The organism is Candidatus Blastococcus massiliensis AP3 (genome assembly GCF_000582785.1).
Classification (GTDB): domain Bacteria; phylum Actinomycetota; class Actinomycetes; order Mycobacteriales; family Geodermatophilaceae; genus Blastococcus; species Blastococcus massiliensis.
Genome location: NZ_HG931173.1, coordinates 929,387 through 950,953, shown reverse-complemented (window position 1 = coordinate 950,953; position 21,567 = coordinate 929,387). Strand labels below are relative to the sequence as shown.

Here is a 21,567-nt window from a genome sequence, read left to right as displayed (position 1 = left end):
CATCCGACCCGGCGGGGCGGCTGGGGTGGATCGGGGCGTGCGATCAGGTGCGGAGCGTCAGCCGCCGACCTTCTCCCGCTCCTTGGCGGCCAGTTCGCGCTTGAGCACCTTGCCGGCGGCCGAGACCGGGATGGCGTCGATGAAGACGACGTCCCGCAGCCGCTTGTAGTGCGTGACCTTGTCGTTGACCGTCGCCATGACCGACTCGACCGTGAGCGCGGCGCCCGCGTCGTCGCCCTTGCGGACGACATAGGCGACCGGCAGCTCCCCGGCCTCCTCGTCGGGACGACCGACGACGGCGGCACCGGCGACGCCCGGGACGCCGAACAGGATCTCCTCGAGCTCGCGGGGGAACACGTTGTAGCCCTTGTAGAGCAGCATGTCCTTGGTGCGGTCGACGATCGCCAGGTAGCCGTCCTCGTCGATGATCCCGACGTCGCCGGTGTGGAACCAGCCGTCGGCGTCGATCACCTCCGCCGTCGCCTCGGGGCGGTGGGCGTACCCGCGCATGACCTGCGGACCGCGGATGCACACCTCGCCCCGCTCGCCCTGCGGAAGCGGCTCGCCGCCGCCCAGCGGCTGGATGCTGATCTCGGTGTCGAAGCACGGCACGCCGACGGTCCCGGGCTTGCGGGTGCCCGAGAGGAACGACGGGTTGCTCGTGGCCATCATCGTGACCTCGGTCAGGCCGTAGCCCTCGCCGATCGTGGCGTTGGGCAGCAGCTTCCCCAGCCGCTCGATGAGGGAGACCGGCAGCGGAGCGGCGCCGCTGGACACGCCGCGGATGCCCGACCAATCGCCCTCGAGGAAGGCCGGCACCTGCAGGAGGGCCACGAAGACCGGGGGCGCGCCGCCGATCGAGGTGACCTGGTAGCGCTGCATGTCCTCGACGTACCTGACCGGGTCGAACCGCTGGTGGATCACGACGGTCGTGCCGCCCATGACCATCCCGTTGAGGTAGCCGACGACGCCCATCGCGTGGAACCAGGGGGTGAGGTTGATGAGCCGGCCCTCGCCCGGGGCCAGCGGGTACTCGTCGTCGCCCACCACCTTCCGGATGGTGACGTCGCCGTGCTCGTCCAGCTCGGGCACGCTGCCGGTGGTCCAGCAGACCGACTGCAGCACGTTGGTGATCACGTTGCGGTGCAGGAGCTCCACGCCCTTGCTGACGCCGGTCGTGCCGCCGGTGTAGGCCAGGTGCGCCAGATCGCTGTCGACGTCGATGCCGGCGTCCAGGTGCCGGTCGGTCGGGTCGCCGGTCAGCAGGTCCGCGAGGTCGACGTCGCCGTCCTGCACGTCGAGGCGGGCGGCGAAGTCGAGGGTGTGCGCCTCACCGGTGACGATGACGGTCCGCACCGGCGTCGCGTCCAGCGCGGTCCGCACCAGCGGCAGCACCAGGTCCCAGGTGACGACGGCGGTGGCGCCCGCGTCGGTGAGCTGGGCGGCCAGCTCGGCCGCCGGCAGGAGCGGGTTGGTGGGGGAGAAGGTGGCCCCGGCCAGCAGGATCCCGTAGTAGACCGGCACGTACTGGCGGCAGTTCGGGATGTGCACGGCGACGACGTCGCCGCGGCCGATGCCGTGGTCGGCCAGCCAGTTCGCGACCGCGTGCGCGCGGGCGCCCATCTCGGTGTAGGTGAGCGGGAGGTCGTGGTCGATGAACGCTTCCTCGTCGCCCCACCTGCGGACCGCCGCGCGGAGGATCGAGCCGACCGGCACCGCGGGGTACTCCAGCGACCGGGGCAGCCCCGGCGGCCAGCTGGCGGCCGCGGACGTCGTGGTCTGCTGTGTGGCGGTCATGCCCATCCTTCGTGTCGTCGTCTCTCCGTCGAGACGTTCGCCCGTCAGCGTGGCCCAGACCACACGCGCTGTCGAGGGTCTGTGACGATGTGGTCATGAGCGACCAGCGCACGGCCCTCGTCCTCGGCGGCGGCGGGATCACCGGTATCGCGTGGGAGATCGGTGTCCTGGCCGGGCTCGCCGATGCCGGCGTCGACCTCACCGGCGCCGACCTCGTCGTCGGCACCTCCGCCGGTTCGGTGGTCGGGGCGCAGGTCACCAGCGGTGCCGAGCTCGAGGCCATGTTCCAGCGGCAGCTGGAGCCCCCCGCGCAGGAGAAGGTGGCGCGGATGTCCCGGTCCAACCTCGCCCGCTACGCGTGGGCGATGCTGGTCAGCCGTGGCCGCGACGTCGACTTCCGCCGCCGGGTCGGGCAGATCGCCCTGGCCGCGGAGAAGGCGGGGCTGACGCCGTCGGAGCAGGAGCGGCTGGACGTCATCGGCTCCCGGCTGGTGGGCCGCGACTGGCCCGACCGCGATCTCACGATCACCGCGGTGAACGCGCACACCGGCGAGTTCCGCCCCTTCGACCGCACCTCGGGCGTCTCCCTCCTCCAGGCGGTCGCGGCGAGCTGCGCCGTCCCGGGGGTCTACCCGCCGGTCACCATCGGCGACGAGCGCTACGTCGACGGCGGGATGCGCTCGGCGGCCAACGCCGACCTCGCGCAGGGCTACGACCGGCTCGTGGTGCTGGCGCCCATCCCGCGCGGGGTGGGGCCGATCGCCAGCGTCGACGCCCAGGTCACCGGCATGCTCGCCCGCGTCGCCGTCGTCACCCCCGACGACGGCGCCCGCGCGGCCATCGGCCGCAACGTGCTCGACCCCGCCGCACGGGCGCCGTCGGCGCGTGCCGGCCGGGCGCAGGCGGCGACGGTGGTCGACCGGGTCGCCGACGCCTGGATCGGGTGACCGGTCAGCCGTCCTCGCCGTCGAGGCCGAGCATGCGGGCGGCCAGCCGCTTCCACAGCGCGAGGTGCGGGTCGGTGGCGGCCGGGCGGTCCTCGAAGGCGTAGGCCAGGGCGACGCCGCGCATGCTGGTGAAGAGCAGCTCCGCCAGGTCGGTGTAGAGCGGGGCGTCCGTGATCGCCGGACCCCAGATGGCGTGCGCGACGGCCGCGATGGCCGCGCGCAGCCGGCGCTCGACGCTGCGCAGCGCGGTCCGCAGCTCCGGGTCCGTCCTGGCCGCCGTCCACAGCTCCATCGCCGCCCAGAACGGCGGCTCCTGGAACGTCGCCCAGATCAGCTCGATGGCGCGGTCGACGCGCTCCCGACCGGTCGGCCCGTCGTCCATGAGCGCGGCCGCGCGGTGGCGCACCTCCTCGAGCACGGTCGTGGTGAGGTGCTCGGCCGCGGCCACCAGCAACTCGGCGCGCGAGGGGAAGTGGTGCAGCAGCCGCCCGCGTGACACCCCGGCCCGCGCCTGGACGGCGAGGGTGGAGGCGCCGGCGTACCCGTCCTCGACGAGGCAGGCCACGGCCGCGTCGAGGATCAGCAGCCGGCTGTCGGCGGTCCGCTGCGCCCGCGAGCGCGGCTGGGGCTCGGCCGGCGGGGAGTCAGGGGCAGCGGTCACCGGCGGAGCGTAGAGCGGAACCGCACGTCGCGACAGTCACAGTTGACCGTCGCGGCGTCGTTCCGGACCGGGTCGGGTGCCCCTAGCGCCGCCCGCGGTGGGGGTCGAGGTGGGTCAGCAGCGTCTCGCCGAGATCGCGCATGTTCCCGACCTGCTCGGGCGTGAGCTGGTCGAACAGGTGCTGCCGCACCCCCTCGACGTGGACGGGCGCGGCTGCCTCGAGCGCGGCGAAGCCCACGTCGGTGAGGACGGCGAGCTGGCCCCGGCCGTCCTCGGCGCAGACCTGGCGCTGCACCCAGCCGCGCTCCTCCAGCCGGGAGACCGCATGCGAGAGCCGGCTCCGGGAGGACAGGCAGCGGTCGGCGAGCTCGCTCATCCGCATCCGGCGGTCGTCCGCCTCGGAGAGCGCGACCAGGATCTCGTAGTACGCGTGCGAGATCCCGGTGCGGTGCGTGAGCTCGCGGTCGAGCCGGTCCATCAGCAGCTGGGCGCTGTAGAGCCACGCGCGCCACGCCGCCTGCTCGTCGGCGTCCAGCCAGCGGGTCTCGTCGGACGCCGGGGCACCGGTGGGGGCGGGGGACACGTGCGCGGTCATGTCTGCATCCTACTGGCGGAATAGTTCAGCGCTCAACTACGCTAGGCTCGACGAGAAGGTCAAACGCTCAACCATTTGGAGATCCCATGACCAGCACCCTCCGCCAGATCCCCGGCTACGTCGTCGGCACCTGGGACATCGACGCCTCGCACTCGACCGTCGGCTTCTCGGTCCGCCACATGATGGTCAGCAAGGTCCGCGGCTACTTCCGTGAGTTCTCCGGCGAGCTCGTCACCGCCGAGGACCCGTCGCAGTCGTCGGTCACCGCCACGATCGACATGGACTCGATCGACACCCGTCAGGAGCAGCGTGACGCGCACATCCGCTCCGCCGACTTCTTCGACGTGGGCAACCACACCGTCATGACGTTCCGCTCGACCGCCGTCGTCGCCAAGGGCGAGGACTGGGCCGTCGAGGGCGACCTGACCATCAAGGGCATCACCAAGCCGGTCACCCTGGCGCTCGAGCTCAACGGCTTCGGCCCCGACGCCTACGGCGGCACGCGTGCCGGCTTCAGCGCCAAGACCGAGATCTCCCGCAAGGAGTACGGCGTCGACATCGACATGCCGATGGACGGCGGCGGCGTCGTCGTCGGCGACAAGGTCACCGTCGAGCTCGAGATCGAGGCCGTGCTCCGCACTGCCTGAGAAACACCTCGTCCTCCCCACCCTTCGCACGCTCAGGGCGGGCCCTCGGACGAGGCAGAGAGGCCCCGGACGAAGAACCGTCCGGGGCCTCTCGCGCGTCCTCCCTCGTCGCAGCGCGTCCTCCCTCGCCCCAGCGCGTCCTCCCTCGTCGCAGCGCGTCCTCCCTCGTCGCAGCGCGTCCTCCCTCGCCCCAGCGCGTCCTCCCTCGCCCCAGCGCGTCCTCCCTCGCCGCCCACCGTGAGGGAGGAGGCGCCATGATCAGGTGACCTGATCCCAGCAACGGGGGTCGGGGAGACTGGGTGACATGTCGAGCTCCACGCTGACCCGCGCCCGCACCCGCCTCCCCTCCGCCGTCCTCGTCGCCGTCGGCCTGGCCGCCGGGTTCGGCATCGCGCAGGGCACCGGCATCCGCGCGCTCGGCGGTGCGGTCTTCGCGGCGGCCGGCCTGGCGGCCGGCGTGCTCTGGCTCCGCCGGCGGGGTCCGGCCACCGCCGTCGCGCTCGCCGCCCTCTACGTCGGTGCCTTCGTGCTGGCCCACGTCCTGGCCATCGGCGTCGGGATGCCGGCCTGGCTGGCGGTGAGTCTGGTCACCCTCACCGCCGCAGGAGTGACGTTCGGGGTGGCAGATCGGTCCGCGGAGACCGTCGACGCGGTCTGAGCGCGTAGATTGGGAAGGTCGCCGGGCCGGCGGCCGTTTCACGAGATGCCGCGAGCCGACGCAGCGGTTTCCCCGAACACCCTGAGGTGCCCTTCCGCATGCCCACTCGCGACGACCTGCGCAACGTGGCGATCATCGCTCACGTCGACCACGGCAAGACGACCCTGGTCGACGCCCTCCTCCGCCAGGCAGGTGCCCTCGGGCGCGCCAAGGGCGAGGGGACGGACAACGACTCCACGCAGGACCGCGTCATGGACTCGATGGACCTCGAGCGTGAGCGCGGCATCACCATCCTCGCCAAGAACACCGCGATCCACCTGGCCGACGAGAACGGCAACCCCGTCGTCGTCAACATCGTCGACACCCCCGGTCACGCCGACTTCGGTGGCGAGGTCGAGCGCGGCCTGTCGATGGTCGACGGCGTCTGCCTGCTCGTCGACTCCTCCGAGGGCCCGCTCCCGCAGACCCGCTTCGTGCTGCGCAAGGCGCTGGCCAAGGGGATGCCGGTCATCCTCGCGGTCAACAAGACCGACCGCGCCGACGCGCGCATCGCCGAGGTCGTCGACGAGTGCTACGAGCTGTTCATGGAGCTCATGGAGGACGCCGGCCTCGACGCCGACGCCCTCGAGTTCCCGATCGTCTACTGCAGCGGTCGCAGCGGGAAGGCCTCGCTGACCCGCCCGGAGAACGGCTCGGAGCCCGACAGCGAGGACCTCGGTCCGCTGGTCAAGACGCTGCTGGACACCATCCCGGCGCCGGTCTACGACGCCGAGGAGCCGCTGCGCGCGCAGGTCACCAACCTCGACGCCTCGCCCTACCTCGGCCGCCTGGCGCTGCTGCGCATCCACTCCGGCACCATGAAGAGCGGCCAGCAGGTCGCCTGGTGCCGCACCGACGGCACGATCAAGAACGTCAAGATCACCGAGCTGCTCGTCACCGAGGGCCTCACCCGCACGCCGGCCGAGAGCGCCGGTCCCGGTGAGCTGGTCGCGATCGCCGGCATCGAGGACGTCATGATCGGCGACACGCTCGCCGACCCGAACGACCCGCGCCCGCTGCCGCCGCTGACCGTCGACGAGCCGTCGATCTCGATCACCATCGGCATCAACACCGCGCCGCTGGCCGGCAAGTCGGGCAAGAAGCTCACCGCCCGCCTGATCAAGAACCGCCTCGACCAGGAGCTGGTCGGCAACGTCTCGGTGCGCATGCTGCCCACCGACCGCCCCGACACGTGGGAGATGCAGGGCCGCGGCGAGCTGGCGCTGGCCATCCTCGTCGAGCAGCTGCGCCGCGAGGAGTTCGAGCTCACCGTCGGCCGGCCGACCGTCGTCACCAAGGAGATCGACGGCAAGCTGCACGAGCCGGTCGAGCGCGTCACCATCGACACCCCGGGCGAGTACGTCGGCACGCTGACCCAGGCGCTGGCGACCCGTCGCGCGCGGCTGGAGAACCTGGTGCACCACGACACCGGCTGGGCGCGGATGGAGTACATGGTCCCGTCCCGCGGCCTCATCGGCTTCCGCACCGAGTTCCTCACCGAGACCCGCGGCACCGGCGTCCTCAACCACAACCTCGAGGGCTACGAGCCGTGGCTGGGGGACATGCGTGCCCGGCCGACCGGCTCGCTGGTCGCCGACCGCCAGGGCGTGGCGACGACGTACTCGATGTTCTCGCTGCAGGAGCGCGGCTCGCTCATGGTGCAGCCGGGCACCGAGGTCTACGAGGGCATGATCGTCGGTGAGAACTCCCGTCCGGACGACATGGACGTGAACATCACCAAGGAGAAGAAGCTCACCAACATGCGCAAGAGCACCTCCGAGGAGCTCGAGCGGCTGATCCCGCCGCGGGTGCTGAACCTGGAGCAGGCGCTGGAGTTCTGCGCCGAGGACGAGTGCGTCGAGGTCACCCCGGCCACCGTCCGCATCCGCAAGGTGATCCTCGACCAGACCGAGCGCGGCAAGGCCAAGAACAAGAAGCCCAAGCCCTCCTGACCCACACTCCCGCACGACGAGATCTGCACAGTGGCCCTCATCAGCGCCTCGGATGGGGGCCACTGTGCAGATCTCGCCCTTTTCTGGCGGGTGGCGAGCCGCGCACGGGTCGTGACGACCGGCCGGAAGGGCCCGGCGCGCGGGGCCGACGCTCCCCGGGACACGCGCGGTGGCCCGCTTACGTTCTCGCCGGGGTCATGGGTCATGACCCCGGGGGACGAGAGCACGAGAGGCGGCCGAGCGCATTGACGACGATCACCCGTACGGCTCCGGTGGAGAACAGGTTCCGGGGCGGCATCGATGTGCGGGTGAGCCTGCGGGACGGCGCCGGCGACGGGAACTCCGCGTTCGACGGCGCCTGGTTCCCGCGCAGCCGCGACCTGCAGGTCGAACTGCCGGAGCTGATCGCGGAGCTCGACCGGCGCGGTGTCCGGGTCGAGCGGTTCACCTACTCCCTGGAGGCCTGGCAGCCGGCGGAGCGCAAGCTCGTCGTCGCCGACCGCGTGGTGCGCACCGGCGGGTTCCGCAGCATGGATCCGCAGGTGGTCTGCCTGACCTGGAACGGCGGCAACGCGCGCGCCGACCTGCTGGTCGTCCCGCCGGAGACCGACGTGCTGACCGGGGCGCGGGCGCTGCGGCTGTGCACCCGCCGTGGCCTGCCGCGCTCGCCGCAGATGGTCCTGGCCGCCGCCCGGTCGACGCCGCTGCCGCAGGTGCCGGAGTACCGCCGCGCGGTGTGAGTTGCGCCGGCCGCGAACCGGCTGGACGACGGGGGAGCGGGTCGGCTGAGGTGGGCCCATGCGGCTCCTGGTCCTCGGTGGCACCCACTTCCTCGGCCGGCACGTGGCGACGGCGGCGCTCGAGCGCGGCCACGACGTCGCCACGTTCACCCGCGGGATCTCCGGTGGGCCGCCCGAGGGCGCGCTGCCGCTGCACGGCGACCGGGACGACCCCGACGCGCTGCCGCGTGCGCTGGAGTCGTGGGGGCCGCCGGACCTCGTCGTCGACACCTCCTGCCAGACGCGGGAGGCCGGGCGGAACGCCGCCGCGGCGCTGACCGGGGTGCGCGGCTACGCCTTCGTCAGCAGCCTCAACGCCTACCGGAACTGGCCCCCAGGGCCGATCGGGCCCGAGGACTCCGAGCCCGTGTGGGACGGCGACGACGACGAGTACGGGCCGATCAAGGCCGACGCCGAGCGGACCCTCGCCGGGGCGCTCGGCGACCGGTTCCTCACCGCCCGCGCGGGTCTCCTGGTCGGGCCCTCCGACCCCGTCCACCGGCTCGGCTGGTGGCTGGAGCGGATCGCCCGTGGCGGGCGTGTCGTCGTGCCGGACGCCCTCGCCCAGCCGATCGCGCTGGTCGACGCCCGCGACCTCGCCGGCTGGCTGGTGGAGATGGCCGAGCAGGGGCGTTCCGGGGCGGTCAACGCGACCGGCCCGGTCGGCATGACCACCCTCGGCGGCCTCCTCGAGACCTGCCGGGAGGTCACCGGCAGCGACGCGGAGTGGGTGCCGCTGCCCGAGGCCGAACTGCTCGGCGCCGGTGTGCAGCCGTGGACGCACCTGCCGCTGTGGCTACCGCGCGACGTCGCTGTCACGGCCTGGGACGTGGACACCACCCGTGCCCGGGAGCTGGGGCTGCCGGGCCGACCGCTGCGCGAGTCGGTGGCCGACACCTGGACGTGGCTGCAGGAGCACGGACGCCCGCCGGCGGCGCAGCCGGGGCCCGGCCTGCCGGAGGACCTGGAGGCGCACCTGCTCGCCTCCGGACACACTCGTTCCTAGTCGCGGGGGGCGCTCGGGCGGCCGGCCGGGACGGGCCCGGCGACGGGCTGCGGCAGCTCGGCGACGACGTTGCGCTCGACCTGCTCGACCTGCTCGACCTGCTCGACCTGCTCGGCGACCGCCTCGGCCGACTCCAGGGCGCGGTCCCTGCGGTACGCGCGGAAGGAGTGCACGACCGCCAGCACCCACACCGCCGCGATGGCCGCGTAGACGGCGTAGCGAGTGGCGTCGCCGGCGTCGATCCAGTCGCTCCGGAGCAGTGTCCGGGAGTTCGTGAGGATGATGAGGCCGCCGACGAAGGAGCCGAGCATGCGCGGCGGGATGTGCCGCACCAGCCAGGCCGCGATCGGTGCGGCGATGGACCCACCCACGAGCAGGGCTGTCACCCACGCGAAGTTGATCCCCTGGGAACCCAGCGCGACCAGGAACCCGAGGCTGGCGGACAGGGCGACCAGGAACTCCGCGGTGCTGACCGATCCGATGACCTTGCGGGGCTCCATCCGCCCGCTGGCCAGCAGCGCCGGCGTGCCGACCGGACCCCAGCCGCCGCCCCCGGTGGCGTCGACGAAGCCGGCGACCAGGCCCAGCGGGCCGAGGAAGCGCTTGCGGACGGGCTTGCCCAGGTTGCGCCGGTCGATGCCGCGCAGGGTGAACCGGACCAGCAGGTAGACGCCGAGCGTCACCAGGATCAGGGACATGACCGGGGCGGCCAGCTCGGTCGACAGGCCGGACAGGAACGTCGCGCCGGCGAAGGCCCCGACCGCGCCGGGGATGCCGATCTTGGCGACGACCTTCCAGTCGACGTTGCCGAACTTCCAGTGGGACAGCCCGGAGGTCAGGGTCGTCCCGATCTCGGCGAGGTGGATGGTGGCCGAGGCGAGCGCCGGGTTGGTGCCGATGGCCAGCAGCAGCGTCGTCGAGGTGACGCCGTAGGCCATGCCGAGGCTGCCGTCGACGAGCTGGGCGCCCAGGCCGACGAGGGCGAGCAGGACGAGCGTCTTCACGGGGACTGACTCCGGGTCTCAGGAGAGGCGCGGGCGCACGGGGCCCGCGGAGAAGGGGTGAGACGAGAGGGCGCCGGGGACGGCGCGGAGATCAGCAGCCCGGACAGGCGGCGGTGCAGACGCGCAGCAGGTCGACGTGCAGGCGGCTCACCAGGAGCAGCGTCGTCGTCCGCGTCACGGCGATATGTCTACCAGACCGATGCGCTTATACGACAAAGCCGGTCCACCCAGTGGGATCAGGAGCGCAGGACGTCGTTCCGGATCGTCGCCCACGCCACCGCGCCGCCCGCCGCGAACATCGCGGCGCAGAGCAGCATGGCCGCGCGGTACCCCTCCGTCAGCGCGTCCGGCAGCGCGTAGTCGTCCCCGGAGAGCCCCACCGTCACGGGCAGCGCGGCCACGGTCAGCAGCTGGGCCGAGCGGGCCACGGCGTTGTTCACGCCGCTGGCGACGCCGGCCAGCGTGTCGGGGGCGGCGCCCAGGACGCTGGCCGTCAGCGGCGCCACCGTGAGCGCCATCCCGAGGCCCTGCAGGACGGTGCCGGGCAGCACCTCGACCCAGTAGGGGGCTCCGCCGTCCACGCCGACGAGCAGGACCGTGCCGACGGCCACGGTCAGCGGTCCGGCGCTCATCGGCAGCCGTGGCCCGATCCGCTGGGCGAGCGCGCCGGCCTGGGGCGAGAGCAGCGTGATCAGCAGGATGGTCGGCAGCGTCGCCGCACCCGCCGCCGTCGCGCCGTAGCCGAGCACCCCCTGCAGTTGGAGCACGAGGAACAGCGAACTGCCCCCGAGTGCTCCGTAGACGGCGAAGGTGGCCAGGTTGGCGCCGGTGAACTGCCGGTCGGCGAACAACCGCAGCGGCAGCACGGGGGCGGGCGTCCTCTGCTCGCGGACGACGAAGAGCACGCCGGCCCCGGCCGCTCCGGCCAGCGCGAACGCCACGGCGGACCCGCCGCCCTCCCCGGCGGTGATCAGCGCGTAGGTGAGCGCCCCCAGGGCGACCGCGCCCAGCACCGCGCCCGGGACGTCGAAGCGACCATGCGCCCCCGGGTCGCGGCTCTCCGGCACGTGCCGCCCGGCGACGACGACCACGAGGACGGCCAGCGGCACGTTGAGCAGGAAGACCAGCCGCCAGCTGACCAGGTCGATCAGCACGCCGCCGAGGAACGGGCCCACGAGCCCGGCCACGCCCGAGAGCGACGACCACACCCCGATCGCGGGTGCCCGGTCGCCGGGGCGGAACGAGGACTGGATGAGGGACAGGCTGCCGGGGGTCAGGAGCGCGCCCCCGATCCCCTGCAGCGCCCGGGCGGCGATGAGCTGGCCCGGGGTCTGGGCCAGCCCGCACAGCAGCGACGCCGCCGCGAACCAGGTGACGCCGATCAGGAAGACCCGGCGCCGGCCGTAGCGGTCACCGAGCGAGCCGCCGAGCAGGATGAGCGCGGCCAGCGGGAGCAGGTAGCCGTTGACGATCCACTGCAGGTCCGACAGCGAGGCGCCGAGTTCGCGGCCCAGCGTCGGCAGCGCGACCTGGACGGCGGTGGCGTCCAGGAACGCCATCCCGGAGGCGAGCACCGTGGCGGTGAGCAGCCACCGCCCGCCGGCGGTGCCGAGCGCGACCGAGGCGGGAGCGGGATCCCCGGCGCCGGTCATCGCGGCGGCTAGCCGATCCCTGAGGAGCGCGAGTCCTCGGGTGTCAGGTCGAAGGGCACGCGGGGCTCCTTCTCGGTTCGGTCGGCGGCCACCGCCCGGAGCGGTGGCATGGCCGACGGCAGCATAGGTCGCCCTCCGGACAGCACCCCCTGGGCGTCACCTGCGAGCGGAGTCGCCCTCCGCGTCGCCCTCGTCCACCCCGCCGAGGGAGCCGATGAGGTCGGCCCGGCCACGCGCCACCCGGGAGCGGATCGTGCCGACGGCGCAGCCGGCGACCTCCGCGGCCTCGGCGTAGGACAGCCCGAGCAGCTGGGTCAGGGCGAAGGCCTCCCGCCGGTCGGGTTCCATCCGGGCCAGCAGGTCGGCCACCGCGGCGCCCTCGCCGGTCGGGTCCGCGCCCCCGGAGGCCGGCACCGCGGCCAGGGCGTCGTCGTCACCGACGAGCGTCAGCCGCCGGCGGCGCCGGTACCGGACGGCGTCGGCGCAGACCCGGCGGGCGATGGTCAGCAGCCAGGTGCGGACCGACGAACGCCCCTCGAACCGGTGCAGCGACTCGAAGGCGCGCAGGAACGTCTCCTGCGTCAGGTCGTCGGCGGAGCCGGGGTCGCCCAGCGCGGAGCAGAGCCGCCAGACGTCGGACTGGGTCGCCCGCACGAGCGCCGCGGCAGCCAGGGGATCGCCCTCGGCGGCGTCGGCCGCGACGCGCTGGAGGTCGTCCACGGCTCCATCCTCGTCGTCCCGCGGTGCCGGGCCGGGACCGGGCCCGGAAGTGTGACCCGGATCGCGGGAACCAGCGGGCCCCCGCGGACGACCAACGGAGCATGCCCTGCCAGCCGTTCCGCGAGGCGCTCTCCGCACGTCTCGACGACGAGCCGCTCGGAATGCCCGCCCGCGCGCTCGACGACCACCTGTCCGTCTGCCCGGCGTGCGCCGGCTGGGCGGACGACGCCGCCGCGGTGACCCGCCGCGCCCGCCTGGCACCGGCGCCCGCCGTTCCCGACCTGACCGCCGCCGTGCTGACGGCGCTGCCGCGCGAACTGCCCGGGGTGGCCGCGGCCGCCCGCGCCAGGTTGCTCGACACCGCCCTGCGGCTGGCACTGCTCGCGGTCGGCGTGGCGCAGGCGGGGCTGGCCTGGCCGGTGCTCGTCCACGGCGCCGGCGCGATGAGCGCGCCGGTGCACATGGCCCACGAGAGCGGCGCCTGGAACCTCGCCGTCGGGGCCTCGTTCCTCGCCGTGGCCGCGGCGCCCCGGCTCGCGGCCGGCGCCCTTCCCTTCCTCGGCACCCTCAGCGTCCTGCTCGTGCCGGTCACCGTCGCCGACCTGTCGTCCGGTCACGTGCACCCGGAACGGGCGGCCGCCCACCTGCTGCTCCTGGCCGGCGTCGTCCTGGTTGCCGTGGTGGCGTGGCGCGCCTCCCGGGGACGCTCGGGCGGGGTCGTCGGCCGGCGGGTGACCGCGTGACCCGGCAGGCGTCCCTCCGGAACGTCCTGCTCGTCCTGCTCGCGCTGTCCGCCTGGCTCGCCGGCGGGGTCGCGACCGCGGGGCCGGCGGCCGCGCACGCCACCCTCGTTGCCACCGATCCGGGGGAGGGGGCGCGCCTGGAGAGCGCGCCGGCGGAGGTGACGCTGGAGTTCAGCGAGGGCGTCTCCCTCGGCGCCGGCTACGCCCGGGTCCTCACCGCCGACGGCGACCAGGTGGCCGGCGACGACGCCTCGGTGGACGGCCGCGTGCTCGGCATCCCGCTCCCGGCGGACGTGGACGACGGCGGCTACCTCGTCACCTACCGGGTGGTCTCCGCCGACTCCCATCCCATCTCCGGCGCCTTCTCCTTCGTCGTCGGCGACGGTGATCTCGTGCCGGTGGGGTCGACCGCGGGGGACGCCGACGCCGACCCCGTCGTCGCCGCGGTCCTCCCGGTGGTGCGCGCCCTCGGCTTCGCCGGGATCGCCCTGGCCGTCGGGATCCCCGTGCTGGCGCTGCTGTGCTGGCCGACCGGCTGGGCGTCGGCGCGGCTGCGCCGGCTCGCCGTCGGTGGTGCGCTGCTCGCCGCCGGCACCGCCCTGCTGGCCTTCCTGCTCCAGGGCCCGTACACGTCGGGCGGGGGTCCGGGCGCGCTGTTCGATCCGGAACTGCTCTCCTCCACCGCCTCCTCCGGCACCGGCTGGTCTCTGCTGGCCCGCGCGGCCCTGGCCCTGGCGCTGGCCGCCGCGCTCGCGCCCGCCTGGCGGCGGGGACGCGCGCCCGGGACCCCGCAGCTCGCGGCCGCGGCGGTGTTCGCGATCGGCCTCGTGGTCGCCACCGCCGCGATCGGCCACCCGGTCGCCGGCTCCTGGCCGGTGCTGGCCGTCGCGGTGGCCGCCGTGCACGTGGCGGCGATGTCCGTCTGGCTCGGCGGGCTGGCCGGGCTCCTGATCGGGCTGCTGCGGCCGGCTCCGGACGCCGACGACGTGGCCCGGGCCATGTCCCGCTTCTCCCGCGTCGCCTTCGGCGCCGTCGTCGCCCTGGTCGTGAGCGGGGTCGTGCAGGCGGTCCGGGAGGTGGCCACGCCGTCGGCGCTGGTCGGGAACACCTACGGCGGCGTGCTGCTGGCCAAGATCGCGGTGGTCCTGGTGGTGCTCGGGGCGGCCGGGGTCTCACGGGTGTGGGTCCAGCAGCGGCTGGGTGTGCGCCGGCCCCGACCGGGCGGTGTGCGCCGGGTGACCGCCCAGGCCTTCGCCGCCCCCACCGGCGCGGACGACCGGCCCGACGACGAGGACGGGACCGCGGTCTCCCGCGGCCGGGCGCAGTCGGAGAACGCGGTCGCGCACCTGCCGTCGTTGCGCCGCTCGATGCTGGTCGAGGTGGCCGGCGCCGTCGTCGTCCTGGTGCTGTCGGCCGTCCTGGTCGGCACACCTCCGGCGCGCGCGACCGTCGCCCAGCCCATCGACGTGCTGCTCCCGCTGCAGGGCACCGGAGGTGAGGTGGGGAGCGTCCAGGTGTCGGTCGCCCCGGGCAAGGTGGGCCCCAACGAGCTGCGCCTCTACCTCTTCGACGACCAGGGCCGCCTCACCCAGCCGGCCGACATCGGGGTGTCCCTCACCGAGCCGAGCCAGGACATCGGCCCCCTCGACGTCCAGCTCCGGCCCGCCGGCCCCGGGCACTACCTCGCCGAGGCCATGCCGGTCCCGAACGCCGGCACCTGGACCCTCACCGTCACCGTCCGTCTCGACGAGTTCACCGCCACCACGGCGAGCACCGACCTGAAGGTGCGCTGAACGTGCCACTCACCCGATGAACAGGAGACCCGTCCACATGTCCCGCCCCCGATCCCGGGCCGCCACCGTGCTGGTGGCGCTGCTCGTCGCGCTCGCCGCGTCGGTGACCACCGCCGCGACCGCGTCCGCGCACGTCACCGTCTCCTCGGCCGACGCCGCCCCCGGCGGCTACGGGAAGCTCACCTTCCGCGTGCCCAACGAGAGCGACGTCGCCAGCACCGTGGGCCTGCGCATCCAGATCCCCGAGGAGGCGGCGCTGGCGTCCCTGCGGGTGCAGCCCGTGCCGGGCTGGACCGCGACGCTCAGCGAGTCCGAGCTCGAGGAGCCGATGGAGTCGCACGGGCGGGAGATCACCTCCTACGTCTCCCTCGTGGAGTTCCGGGCCACGGGTCCCGGCATCGCCCCGGGGGAGTTCCAGGAGTTCGCGCTCTCCGGCGGGCCCTTCCCCGAGAGCACCGAGTTCGCCTATCCGTCCGTGCAGCTCTACAGCGACGGCAGCGAGGCGGCGTGGATCGAGCCGACCGTCGACGGCGAGGAGCCCGAGCGGCCGGCGCCCGTCCTCTCGCTGAGCACCGCGTCGAGCAGTGCGGGCGGGGCGGACGGCGCGAGCGCCGGGAACAGCGACGGCACGGCCACCGACGCCGGGCACGGCGACGTCGACAACGCTCCGGCGGGTCTCGCGCTGTTCGTCGCGGTCCTGGCGCTGCTCGGGGCGATCGCCGCCGCCGTCCTGGCCGCCCGCGCCGGGCGTCGTACCGTGGGCTCGTGACTCCCGACGTCCTGCGCCGCGCCCGCTCCCGCCCGGCACCGGCCCGGTGGCGGGCGGCCCCGGCCGTCCTGCTGGCCGCGGGCCTGGCGCTGGCCGGTTGTGGAGGGTCGTCGTCGGCGGACGACGCGACGCCCAGCGCCGCAGGTGGGCACGACCACTCGGGAGCCGCTCCCGCGGAGGTGAAGGGCCCCGACCAGGTCTACGCGGGCTTCGACCTCGCCGAGCCGTACCGCAAGGCGCCGTTCACGCTGACCGACACCACCGGTGCGCCGTACGACTTCAAGGCGGAGACCGCGGGGCGGCCCACGTTGCTCTTCTTCGGCTACACCACGTGCCCGGACGTGTGCCCGAACACGATGGCCGACGTCGCGACGGCGCTGCGGATGGTGGACCCGGCGATCGCCGAGCAGGTCCAGGTGGTGTTCGTGACGACGGACCCGGCCACCGACACCCCCGAGGTGCTGGGGGAGTACCTGGCGCGGTTCGACAGCGGCCTGCCCCGGCCGTTCGTCGGGCTCACCGGCGAGGTGGCGGCCGTCGAGCAGGCGCAGCTGGCCTCGGGCATCGAGGTCGCCGAGGACAACGGCCGGGCGCACTCGGCCCTCATGCTGCTCTTCGGCGCCGACGACGCCGCGCACGTCGCGTTCGACGACGGGAACACCAACCGCGACATCGCCCACGACCTGGCCATCGTCGCGGGCTGATCGGGCCCGCGGCCGGCCGGGACGTGGATCCCGGCCGGCCGCGGGGTCAGCCGACCTCGGCGGCGAGGTCGGCGACGGTGTTCAGCGGCCCCGGGAACAGCGTGTTGGCCCGCGCCAGGTCGGTCTCGAAGTCGACCTCGACCGCGCTGTACGCCGAGATGTCCACCGGCCGGACCCGCAGGCCCTCGGTGGCGATGGCGGTCTCGATGCCGCGCTCGAAGTAGTCCTGGTCGTCGCACGCGCTCAGGTGGTCGACGAGGGTGGCCTTGTCGGCCGAGGACACGTAGTTGATGCCGACGGCCTCACCGAGCCCGCCGACGACGGTCTTGGACAGCTCGCGCACGAAACCGTCGGAGTCGAGGGTGTACTTGACCTCCTCCTCGGCGACGGTGCTGGTGTCGACGCACACGAAGCTCTGGTCGGCCGTCATCGTCGGCAGGGCCACCTCGAGCACCGCGGGGTCGAACACGACGTCGCCGTTGAGCCACAGGACGCCGCCCTCGCGGGTCGAGCGCAGCCCGCGCAGCAGGCTCTTCGACGTGTTCGTGACGGCGAAGTCGGGGTTGTAGGCGAACAGCAGGTCCGGGGCCGCCTTCATGATCCGCTTGCTGCGGTAGCCAACGACGACCGTGACGCTGACGTCCTCGCCGAGGACGGAGCGCAGGCCGTCGATCTGGCGCTGCAGGATGCTGCGGCCGTCGCGCAGCGGGGTGAGCGGCTTGGGGTCCTGTCGCCCCAGGCGGGTGCCCATGCCCGCGGCCAGGATGATCACCTGCACCGAGGGGGCGAGGGCCCGTCGGCCGGTCGATCGCGTCGAGAGGGGTGCCCTACCCCGCCGGACGGGGTTGAGTACGCGGTCACCGTTGCGCACGGACATCATCTCCCTCGGTTCTGCTGGTCTGCCCGGACGCGGTTGCGGACGGGAGGATGAGATCGAGGACCCGCCGGGTCGCGGCGCCGTCCTCGAGGTGGGTGAACATCTGCTGGAACCGGGCGTACCGCCCGGCGTTCCGCTCGCTGATCCGGTCGATGTCGGCGATCGCCTCGACCAGTTCCTGGCTGGTCCGCACGAGCGGGCCCGGAGCCACCTCCTCCAGGTCGAAGTAGAAGCCTCGCAGCTCGTCCCGGTAGCGGTCCAGGTCGTAGGTGAAGAAGACCAGCGGCCGTCCGGTGATGGCGAAGTCGAACATCGTCGAGGAGTAGTCGGTGACCATGAGGTCGGCGGCCAGGTAGAGGTCGCGGATGTCCGGGTGGCTGCAGACGTCGCGCACCACCGAGCCCTCGACGACCTCGAGCCGGCTCATCACCATGTTGTGCAGCCGCAGCAGCAGCACGTGGTCGCTGCCGAGGCGCTCGGTGAAGGCCTCCAGGTCGATCGGGAACTCGAAGTCCTGACCCTGGTTGCCCTCGAAGACCAGGTCGTCGCGCCAGGTCGGGGTGTAGAGGACCACCGTCTGGTCCTCGCTGACGCCGAGGTCCGCGCGCACCTGGGCGCGCACCTCGTCGCGCCGGGGGCTGGACAGCAGGTCGTTGCGGGGGAGGCCCGTCTCCTGGATCGGACCACGGAAGCCGAACGCCTTGCGCAGCCGGTCGGTGGTGACGGCGTTGGGGGAGAGCAGCAGGTCCCAGCGGGCGATGTCCTGGTCGAGGTAGGCCAGCCGGCCCTCGGGCGCCCACAGCACGTCGTTGTGGATGCGCTTGAGCATCGTCCCGTGCCAGGTCTGGAGGTACGTGGTGCCGGGGCGCTTCTCCCAGTCCAGCGGGATGTGGTCGTTGGAGATGACCAGGTCCGCGGACTCGAGGGCGGCGATCGACTCGGGGCTGCCGAAGGTCACCGTCGACACGTCGGGCGGGAAGGTGTCCTGCGTGTGCGGGGCGGACAGCCACGTGTGGGTGGCGTCGATGCCCCGTGCGAGCAGCTCCTCGTAGAGCGCGCGGGGGCTGTCGGAGAAGTGGCCGCGGAAGGCGACGTAGACGATGTTCACCGGCTCACCCCCACGGCCGGCGCCGGCAGGACCAGGTCGGCCAGCTCTTCCCACGAGCCGACGACGGCCAGTGCGCCGGCGGCCAGCAGCGCGGCGGCCCGCTCGTCGCGCTCCTCGGGCAGCACGAACAGCACGTTGCCGATGACGGGACAGCCGGCCGCCACTGCGGACTGCACCCCCGCGACGGCGTCCTCGACGGCCAGCCCCTGTTCCGGCGCGATGCCGAGCATCCGGCAGGCGTGCAGGTAGACGGCCGGGTCGGGCTTGCTGGTCGGGGTCGGGAGGGAGTCCTCGGCGCTGAACCGGCGCCCGGGCGGCAGCAGCTCGTCCAGGCCGGTGGCGGTGAAGCAGGCGGCCAGCCGCGCGAGGGCGCTGGAGCTGACCACCGCCAGCTCCAGGGAGCCGGCGAGGGTGCGCAGCGCCGCCTGCGTCGGCGGGTGCGGCTGCAGGGTGCGGGCCAGGTGCTCGGTGACCGCACGGCGCTCCTCGGCGACCCACGGCTCGACGTCGGCGTCGGGGACCCCGCCCTGCTCGGCGAGGGTGCGCGCCGTCGTCCGGAAGTTCATCCCCGTGGCTGCCGCCCGCAGTTCCGTCGCGGTGAAGCGCCGGTCGATCCCGAGCGAGGCGAGGAAGGCGTTGGTGACCTCGACGGACGCGTCGAAGGCCGGCTCCTCGGACGGGAAGAGGTTGCCGTCGGCGTCGCAGAGCAGGTGCGTCACCCGCTCGACGGGCGTCGGCGCAACGGTCGGCACAGGGAGGAGTCCCTTCGGTCGTCGGATGGTGGTGGTCAGCGGAGCGGGACGGCGGTGCTCGCGGCGAGCGCGGCCCGCACGCCGTCCCGCTGCTGGCGTTCGAGGGCCTCGCGCAGTTCGGCGACGAACCCGTCGTCGTCGACCAGGTCGCCGAAGACCTGGCGGAGGCCGAGCACCGGGCGCGGATCGGTGCCGCCGGCCCGGGCGAGGGCCTGCAGGCGCTCGGCGAGCGGGTCGTCGACGACCAGCGCCGCTCCGTGCTCGTCGACGCCGCGCAGGTACTGCAGCCAGCCGGCGACGCCGAGGGTGAGCAGGCGGTGCGGCCGGCCCTGGTCCAGCGCCTCCCGCAGCGAGGGCAGCAGGTGGTGCGGCATCTTCGTCGAGCCGCGGCGGCACAGGCGGGCCAACCCGTCGGAGATCGCCGGGTTGGCGAACCGCTGCATCAGGGTGCGCTTGTAGTCGGCCAGGTCGATGCCGTCGGGTGGCGGCAGCAGCGGGGTGACCTCGTCGTCCATGAGCCGCTCGACGTAGTGCGCGAAGACCGGCTCGGCCATCACCTCGTCGAGAGTGCGGAGGCCCGCGAGGGAACCCAGGTAGCCCAGCGCGCAGTGGCTGGCGTTGAGCAGCCGGGTCTTCATCAGCTCGTAGTCACCGACGTCGGGCACGAACCGGACGCCGACCTCGTCCAGCGGCGGACGCCCGTTGCTGAACGTGTCCTCGATGACCCACTGGGAGAACGGCTCGGTGATGACCGGCCAGCGGTCGTCGACGCCGTAGCGCCGGGCCACGGCCGCGCGCTCGCCCGGGGAGGTGTGCGGCGTGATCCGGTCGACCATGCTGCTGGGGAAGGCCACCCGGTCGGCGATCCAGCGGGCGAGCACCTCGTCGCGCAGCCGGGCGAAGCCCACGACCGCGGCGCGGGCGGCGTCGCCGTTGCGGTGCATGTTGTCGCAGGAGACGACGGTGAACGGCGGCAGGCCCGCGCGGCGGCGCCGGTCGAGCGCCTCGACGAGGTAGCCGAAGACGGTGCGGGGGCGGTCGGGGCAGCGCAGGTCGGCCCGGATGTCGACGTCGTCGGCGTCGAAGGTGCCGCGGGACGGGCAGAGCCGGTACCCGCTGCCGGTGATCGTCAGGGACACCATGCGGGTGCGCTCGTCGGTGAGCAGGTCGAGCACGCGTGCCGGGTCGTCGGGCGCGAAGTGGTAGTCGATCATCACCCCGACGACGCGGGCGCGCTCGCCGTCGGGGCTGCGCTCCACGACGGTGTAGAGGTGGTCCTGGGGGGCCAGCGCGTCCTTCATGGTGCGGCTGTGCAGGCCGACGCCCACGACGCCCCAGTCGGAGCTGATGCGGCGCTCGGCGACCTCGTCGAAGTACAGGAGCTGGTGGGAGCGGTGGAAGCCCCCGACGCTGAAGTGCACGACGGCGGGTGTCAGCGCCGACCTGTCGTAGGTGGGGACGACGAGCTGGTCGCCGTACTGGCCGAGCGACTGCTCGGTGAGCGGGCGGATCTCCTCCGACGGCACGCTGGGAGCGGTCGTGGAGAGCGGGCGGATCTCGACCTGCGTCATCACACCCCTCCAACGTCTGCGTCCGTGCTGCCGACTCCGGCGGCCGACCCGCGTAGGACCGGTGCTGAAGCTGCAGTACACGGGTGCGGCACGAGCCGCGCAATGGTTCCGGCGTCGATGTATCCAGGTCGCAACCGGATCTCAAGACGTTCGGCCGGCGCGTGATGTTCCACGCCGAGAGGAGCATGGTTGCCCGGATCGGACTCCTCCAAACCGGCGTCGCCCGCTCGTGTGGCCGTGCCACGCTCCGCACGCGCGCCGGAGTGCTGAAGGTCTCCTCGCGGGACCTGTGCCGGCGGGCTCGAACGGGCGTGGTGGCGTCCGGAATGACATCGATGTCAGTTCCTCCTGTGACTCGTGGGGCGAGTGGTGCGCCCCACGCGGCGTGTCCCGGACGACCCGCCGGACGGCCGGTCACGAACACGTCACGGAATGTTTCGATGGCGGAGCCGGAACCGGCGACCGAACCACCTCGCGCGAACGGGCAGATGCATGCATTCACGGATGGGCTCCCACGCCCCGACCGATCTCCTGGTCGCGGTGGGCCCCCCGTCCGGTCGGCACGCCGCCGTCCGGCGCGCGGCGGCACCACGGGGAGCCGCCCGCCGCCCCGGAGTGCTGCTCGGTGCGCTGCTGGCCGGTGGCCTCGCCGCCGCCGCGCTCGGCGTCGCCGGCCCTGCGGGCGCCGCGTCGGACAACACGTCGGTCCTCGTCGCCCAGCAGCAGATGCTCGGCGCGGAGGAGCAGCCCGAGGTGCTGCCCCAGGCCGCCGTGACCGTCGCCGAGGCCGAGG

At 73.7% G+C, this 21,567-nt stretch carries 20 protein-coding genes and 1 pseudogene; 11 read left to right on the top strand and 10 right to left on the bottom strand.

All coding sequences use genetic code 11. The features are described from left to right. Positions 1-57: 57 nt before the first annotated feature. Positions 58-1,797: a class I adenylate-forming enzyme family protein gene (locus BN344_RS04700; RefSeq protein WP_040337963.1), complete on the bottom strand. Its 1,740-nt coding sequence runs from the start codon at positions 1,795-1,797 to the stop codon at positions 58-60. Between the two features lie 95 nt (positions 1,798-1,892). Here BN344_RS04700 and BN344_RS04695 point away from each other — a divergent pair, with 95 nt between their 5' ends. Beyond that, entirely contained in the window at positions 1,893-2,744 is an 852-nt protein-coding gene (locus BN344_RS04695; RefSeq protein WP_040337162.1) for a patatin-like phospholipase family protein, read from the top strand. Between the two features lie 4 nt (positions 2,745-2,748). Here the strand turns inward: BN344_RS04695 and BN344_RS04690 are convergent, their stop codons facing one another. Beyond that, complete coding sequence (locus tag BN344_RS04690) at positions 2,749-3,405, bottom strand: TetR/AcrR family transcriptional regulator (protein WP_051515554.1); 657 nt, start codon at positions 3,403-3,405, stop codon at positions 2,749-2,751. A gap of 82 nt (positions 3,406-3,487) precedes the next feature. Beyond that, entirely contained in the window at positions 3,488-4,000 is a 513-nt protein-coding gene (locus BN344_RS04685) for a MarR family winged helix-turn-helix transcriptional regulator (protein ID WP_051515553.1), read from the bottom strand. An 86-nt stretch (positions 4,001-4,086) separates the two neighbouring features. Here BN344_RS04685 and BN344_RS04680 point away from each other — a divergent pair, with 86 nt between their 5' ends. From BN344_RS04680 to BN344_RS04660, 5 genes are all read left to right on the top strand, one after another. Further along, positions 4,087-4,647, top strand: a complete 561-nt coding sequence (locus tag BN344_RS04680; RefSeq protein WP_040337161.1) for a YceI family protein — start codon at positions 4,087-4,089, stop codon at positions 4,645-4,647. A gap of 304 nt (positions 4,648-4,951) precedes the next feature. Further along, entirely contained in the window at positions 4,952-5,305 is a 354-nt protein-coding gene (locus BN344_RS04675) for a hypothetical protein (RefSeq protein WP_040337160.1), read from the top strand. A 98-nt stretch (positions 5,306-5,403) separates the two neighbouring features. Continuing rightward, complete coding sequence (gene typA / locus BN344_RS04670) at positions 5,404-7,296, top strand: translational GTPase TypA (RefSeq protein ID WP_040337159.1); 1,893 nt, start codon at positions 5,404-5,406, stop codon at positions 7,294-7,296. A gap of 308 nt (positions 7,297-7,604) precedes the next feature. Further along, a complete protein-coding gene (locus BN344_RS04665; RefSeq protein WP_231486496.1) occupies positions 7,605-8,036 on the top strand; it encodes a DUF5994 family protein in 432 nt (143 codons plus the stop codon). Between the two features lie 58 nt (positions 8,037-8,094). Beyond that, positions 8,095-9,081: an NAD-dependent epimerase/dehydratase family protein gene (locus BN344_RS04660; protein ID WP_040337157.1), complete on the top strand. Its 987-nt coding sequence runs from the start codon at positions 8,095-8,097 to the stop codon at positions 9,079-9,081. On the opposite strand, the gene BN344_RS04655 is transcribed toward BN344_RS04660, so the two are convergent. The 3 genes from BN344_RS04655 to BN344_RS04645 all read right to left on the bottom strand — a co-directional run bounded on the left by BN344_RS04655 (position 9,078) and on the right by BN344_RS04645 (position 12,457). Next, positions 9,078-10,085: a sulfite exporter TauE/SafE family protein gene (locus tag BN344_RS04655; RefSeq protein WP_040337156.1), complete on the bottom strand. Its 1,008-nt coding sequence runs from the start codon at positions 10,083-10,085 to the stop codon at positions 9,078-9,080. The genes BN344_RS04660 and BN344_RS04655 overlap by 4 nt on opposite strands. Positions 10,086-10,321: 236 nt before the next feature. Then, the gene (locus BN344_RS04650; RefSeq protein ID WP_040337155.1) at positions 10,322-11,737 is read right to left on the bottom strand and encodes an MFS transporter; all 1,416 of its coding nucleotides are present in this window, start codon (positions 11,735-11,737) and stop codon (positions 10,322-10,324) included. Positions 11,738-11,893: 156 nt separating this feature from the next. Beyond that, a complete protein-coding gene (locus tag BN344_RS04645) occupies positions 11,894-12,457 on the bottom strand; it encodes a sigma-70 family RNA polymerase sigma factor (RefSeq protein WP_040337154.1) in 564 nt (187 codons plus the stop codon). Positions 12,458-12,558: 101 nt separating this feature from the next. On the opposite strand from BN344_RS04645, the gene BN344_RS04640 reads away from it, so the two are divergent. The 4 genes from BN344_RS04640 to BN344_RS04625 are packed head-to-tail and all read left to right on the top strand — an operon-like array spanning position 12,559 to position 16,466. Further along, positions 12,559-13,200, top strand: a complete 642-nt coding sequence (locus BN344_RS04640; protein ID WP_040337153.1) for a zf-HC2 domain-containing protein — start codon at positions 12,559-12,561, stop codon at positions 13,198-13,200. Beyond that, on the top strand, positions 13,197-14,993 hold the full coding sequence (locus BN344_RS04635; RefSeq protein ID WP_040337960.1) for a copper resistance CopC/CopD family protein: 1,797 nt from the start codon (positions 13,197-13,199) through the stop codon (positions 14,991-14,993). The genes BN344_RS04640 and BN344_RS04635 overlap by 4 nt, the downstream gene beginning before the upstream one ends. Positions 14,994-15,030: 37 nt before the next feature. Next, positions 15,031-15,762, top strand: a complete 732-nt coding sequence (locus BN344_RS04630) for a YcnI family protein (RefSeq protein WP_040337152.1) — start codon at positions 15,031-15,033, stop codon at positions 15,760-15,762. After that, entirely contained in the window at positions 15,759-16,466 is a 708-nt protein-coding gene (locus tag BN344_RS04625; protein WP_231486495.1) for an SCO family protein, read from the top strand. The genes BN344_RS04630 and BN344_RS04625 overlap by 4 nt, the downstream gene beginning before the upstream one ends. A 46-nt stretch (positions 16,467-16,512) precedes the next feature. On the opposite strand, the gene BN344_RS04620 is transcribed toward BN344_RS04625, so the two are convergent. From BN344_RS04620 to BN344_RS04605, 4 genes are all read right to left on the bottom strand, one after another. Beyond that, positions 16,513-17,244 (bottom strand): phosphocholine cytidylyltransferase family protein, encoded by a 732-nt coding sequence (locus BN344_RS04620; protein ID WP_231486494.1) that lies wholly within the window; start codon positions 17,242-17,244, stop codon positions 16,513-16,515. Between the two features lie 79 nt (positions 17,245-17,323). Further along, positions 17,324-18,451, bottom strand: a complete 1,128-nt coding sequence (locus BN344_RS04615) for a CDP-glycerol--glycerophosphate glycerophosphotransferase (protein ID WP_040337151.1) — start codon at positions 18,449-18,451, stop codon at positions 17,324-17,326. Further along, the gene (locus BN344_RS04610; protein WP_155858747.1) at positions 18,448-19,203 is read right to left on the bottom strand and encodes an HAD family hydrolase; all 756 of its coding nucleotides are present in this window, start codon (positions 19,201-19,203) and stop codon (positions 18,448-18,450) included. Before BN344_RS04610 ends, BN344_RS04615 begins: the two co-directional genes overlap by 4 nt. Before the next feature lie 35 nt (positions 19,204-19,238). Beyond that, entirely contained in the window at positions 19,239-20,774 is a 1,536-nt protein-coding gene (locus BN344_RS04605; RefSeq protein WP_081788352.1) for a mannitol dehydrogenase family protein, read from the bottom strand. Positions 20,775-21,278: 504 nt separating this feature from the next. Between BN344_RS04605 and BN344_RS20590 the strand changes: the two are divergent. Continuing rightward, a pseudogene (locus tag BN344_RS20590) lies at positions 21,279-21,567 on the top strand (M23 family metallopeptidase); the annotation flags it as partial.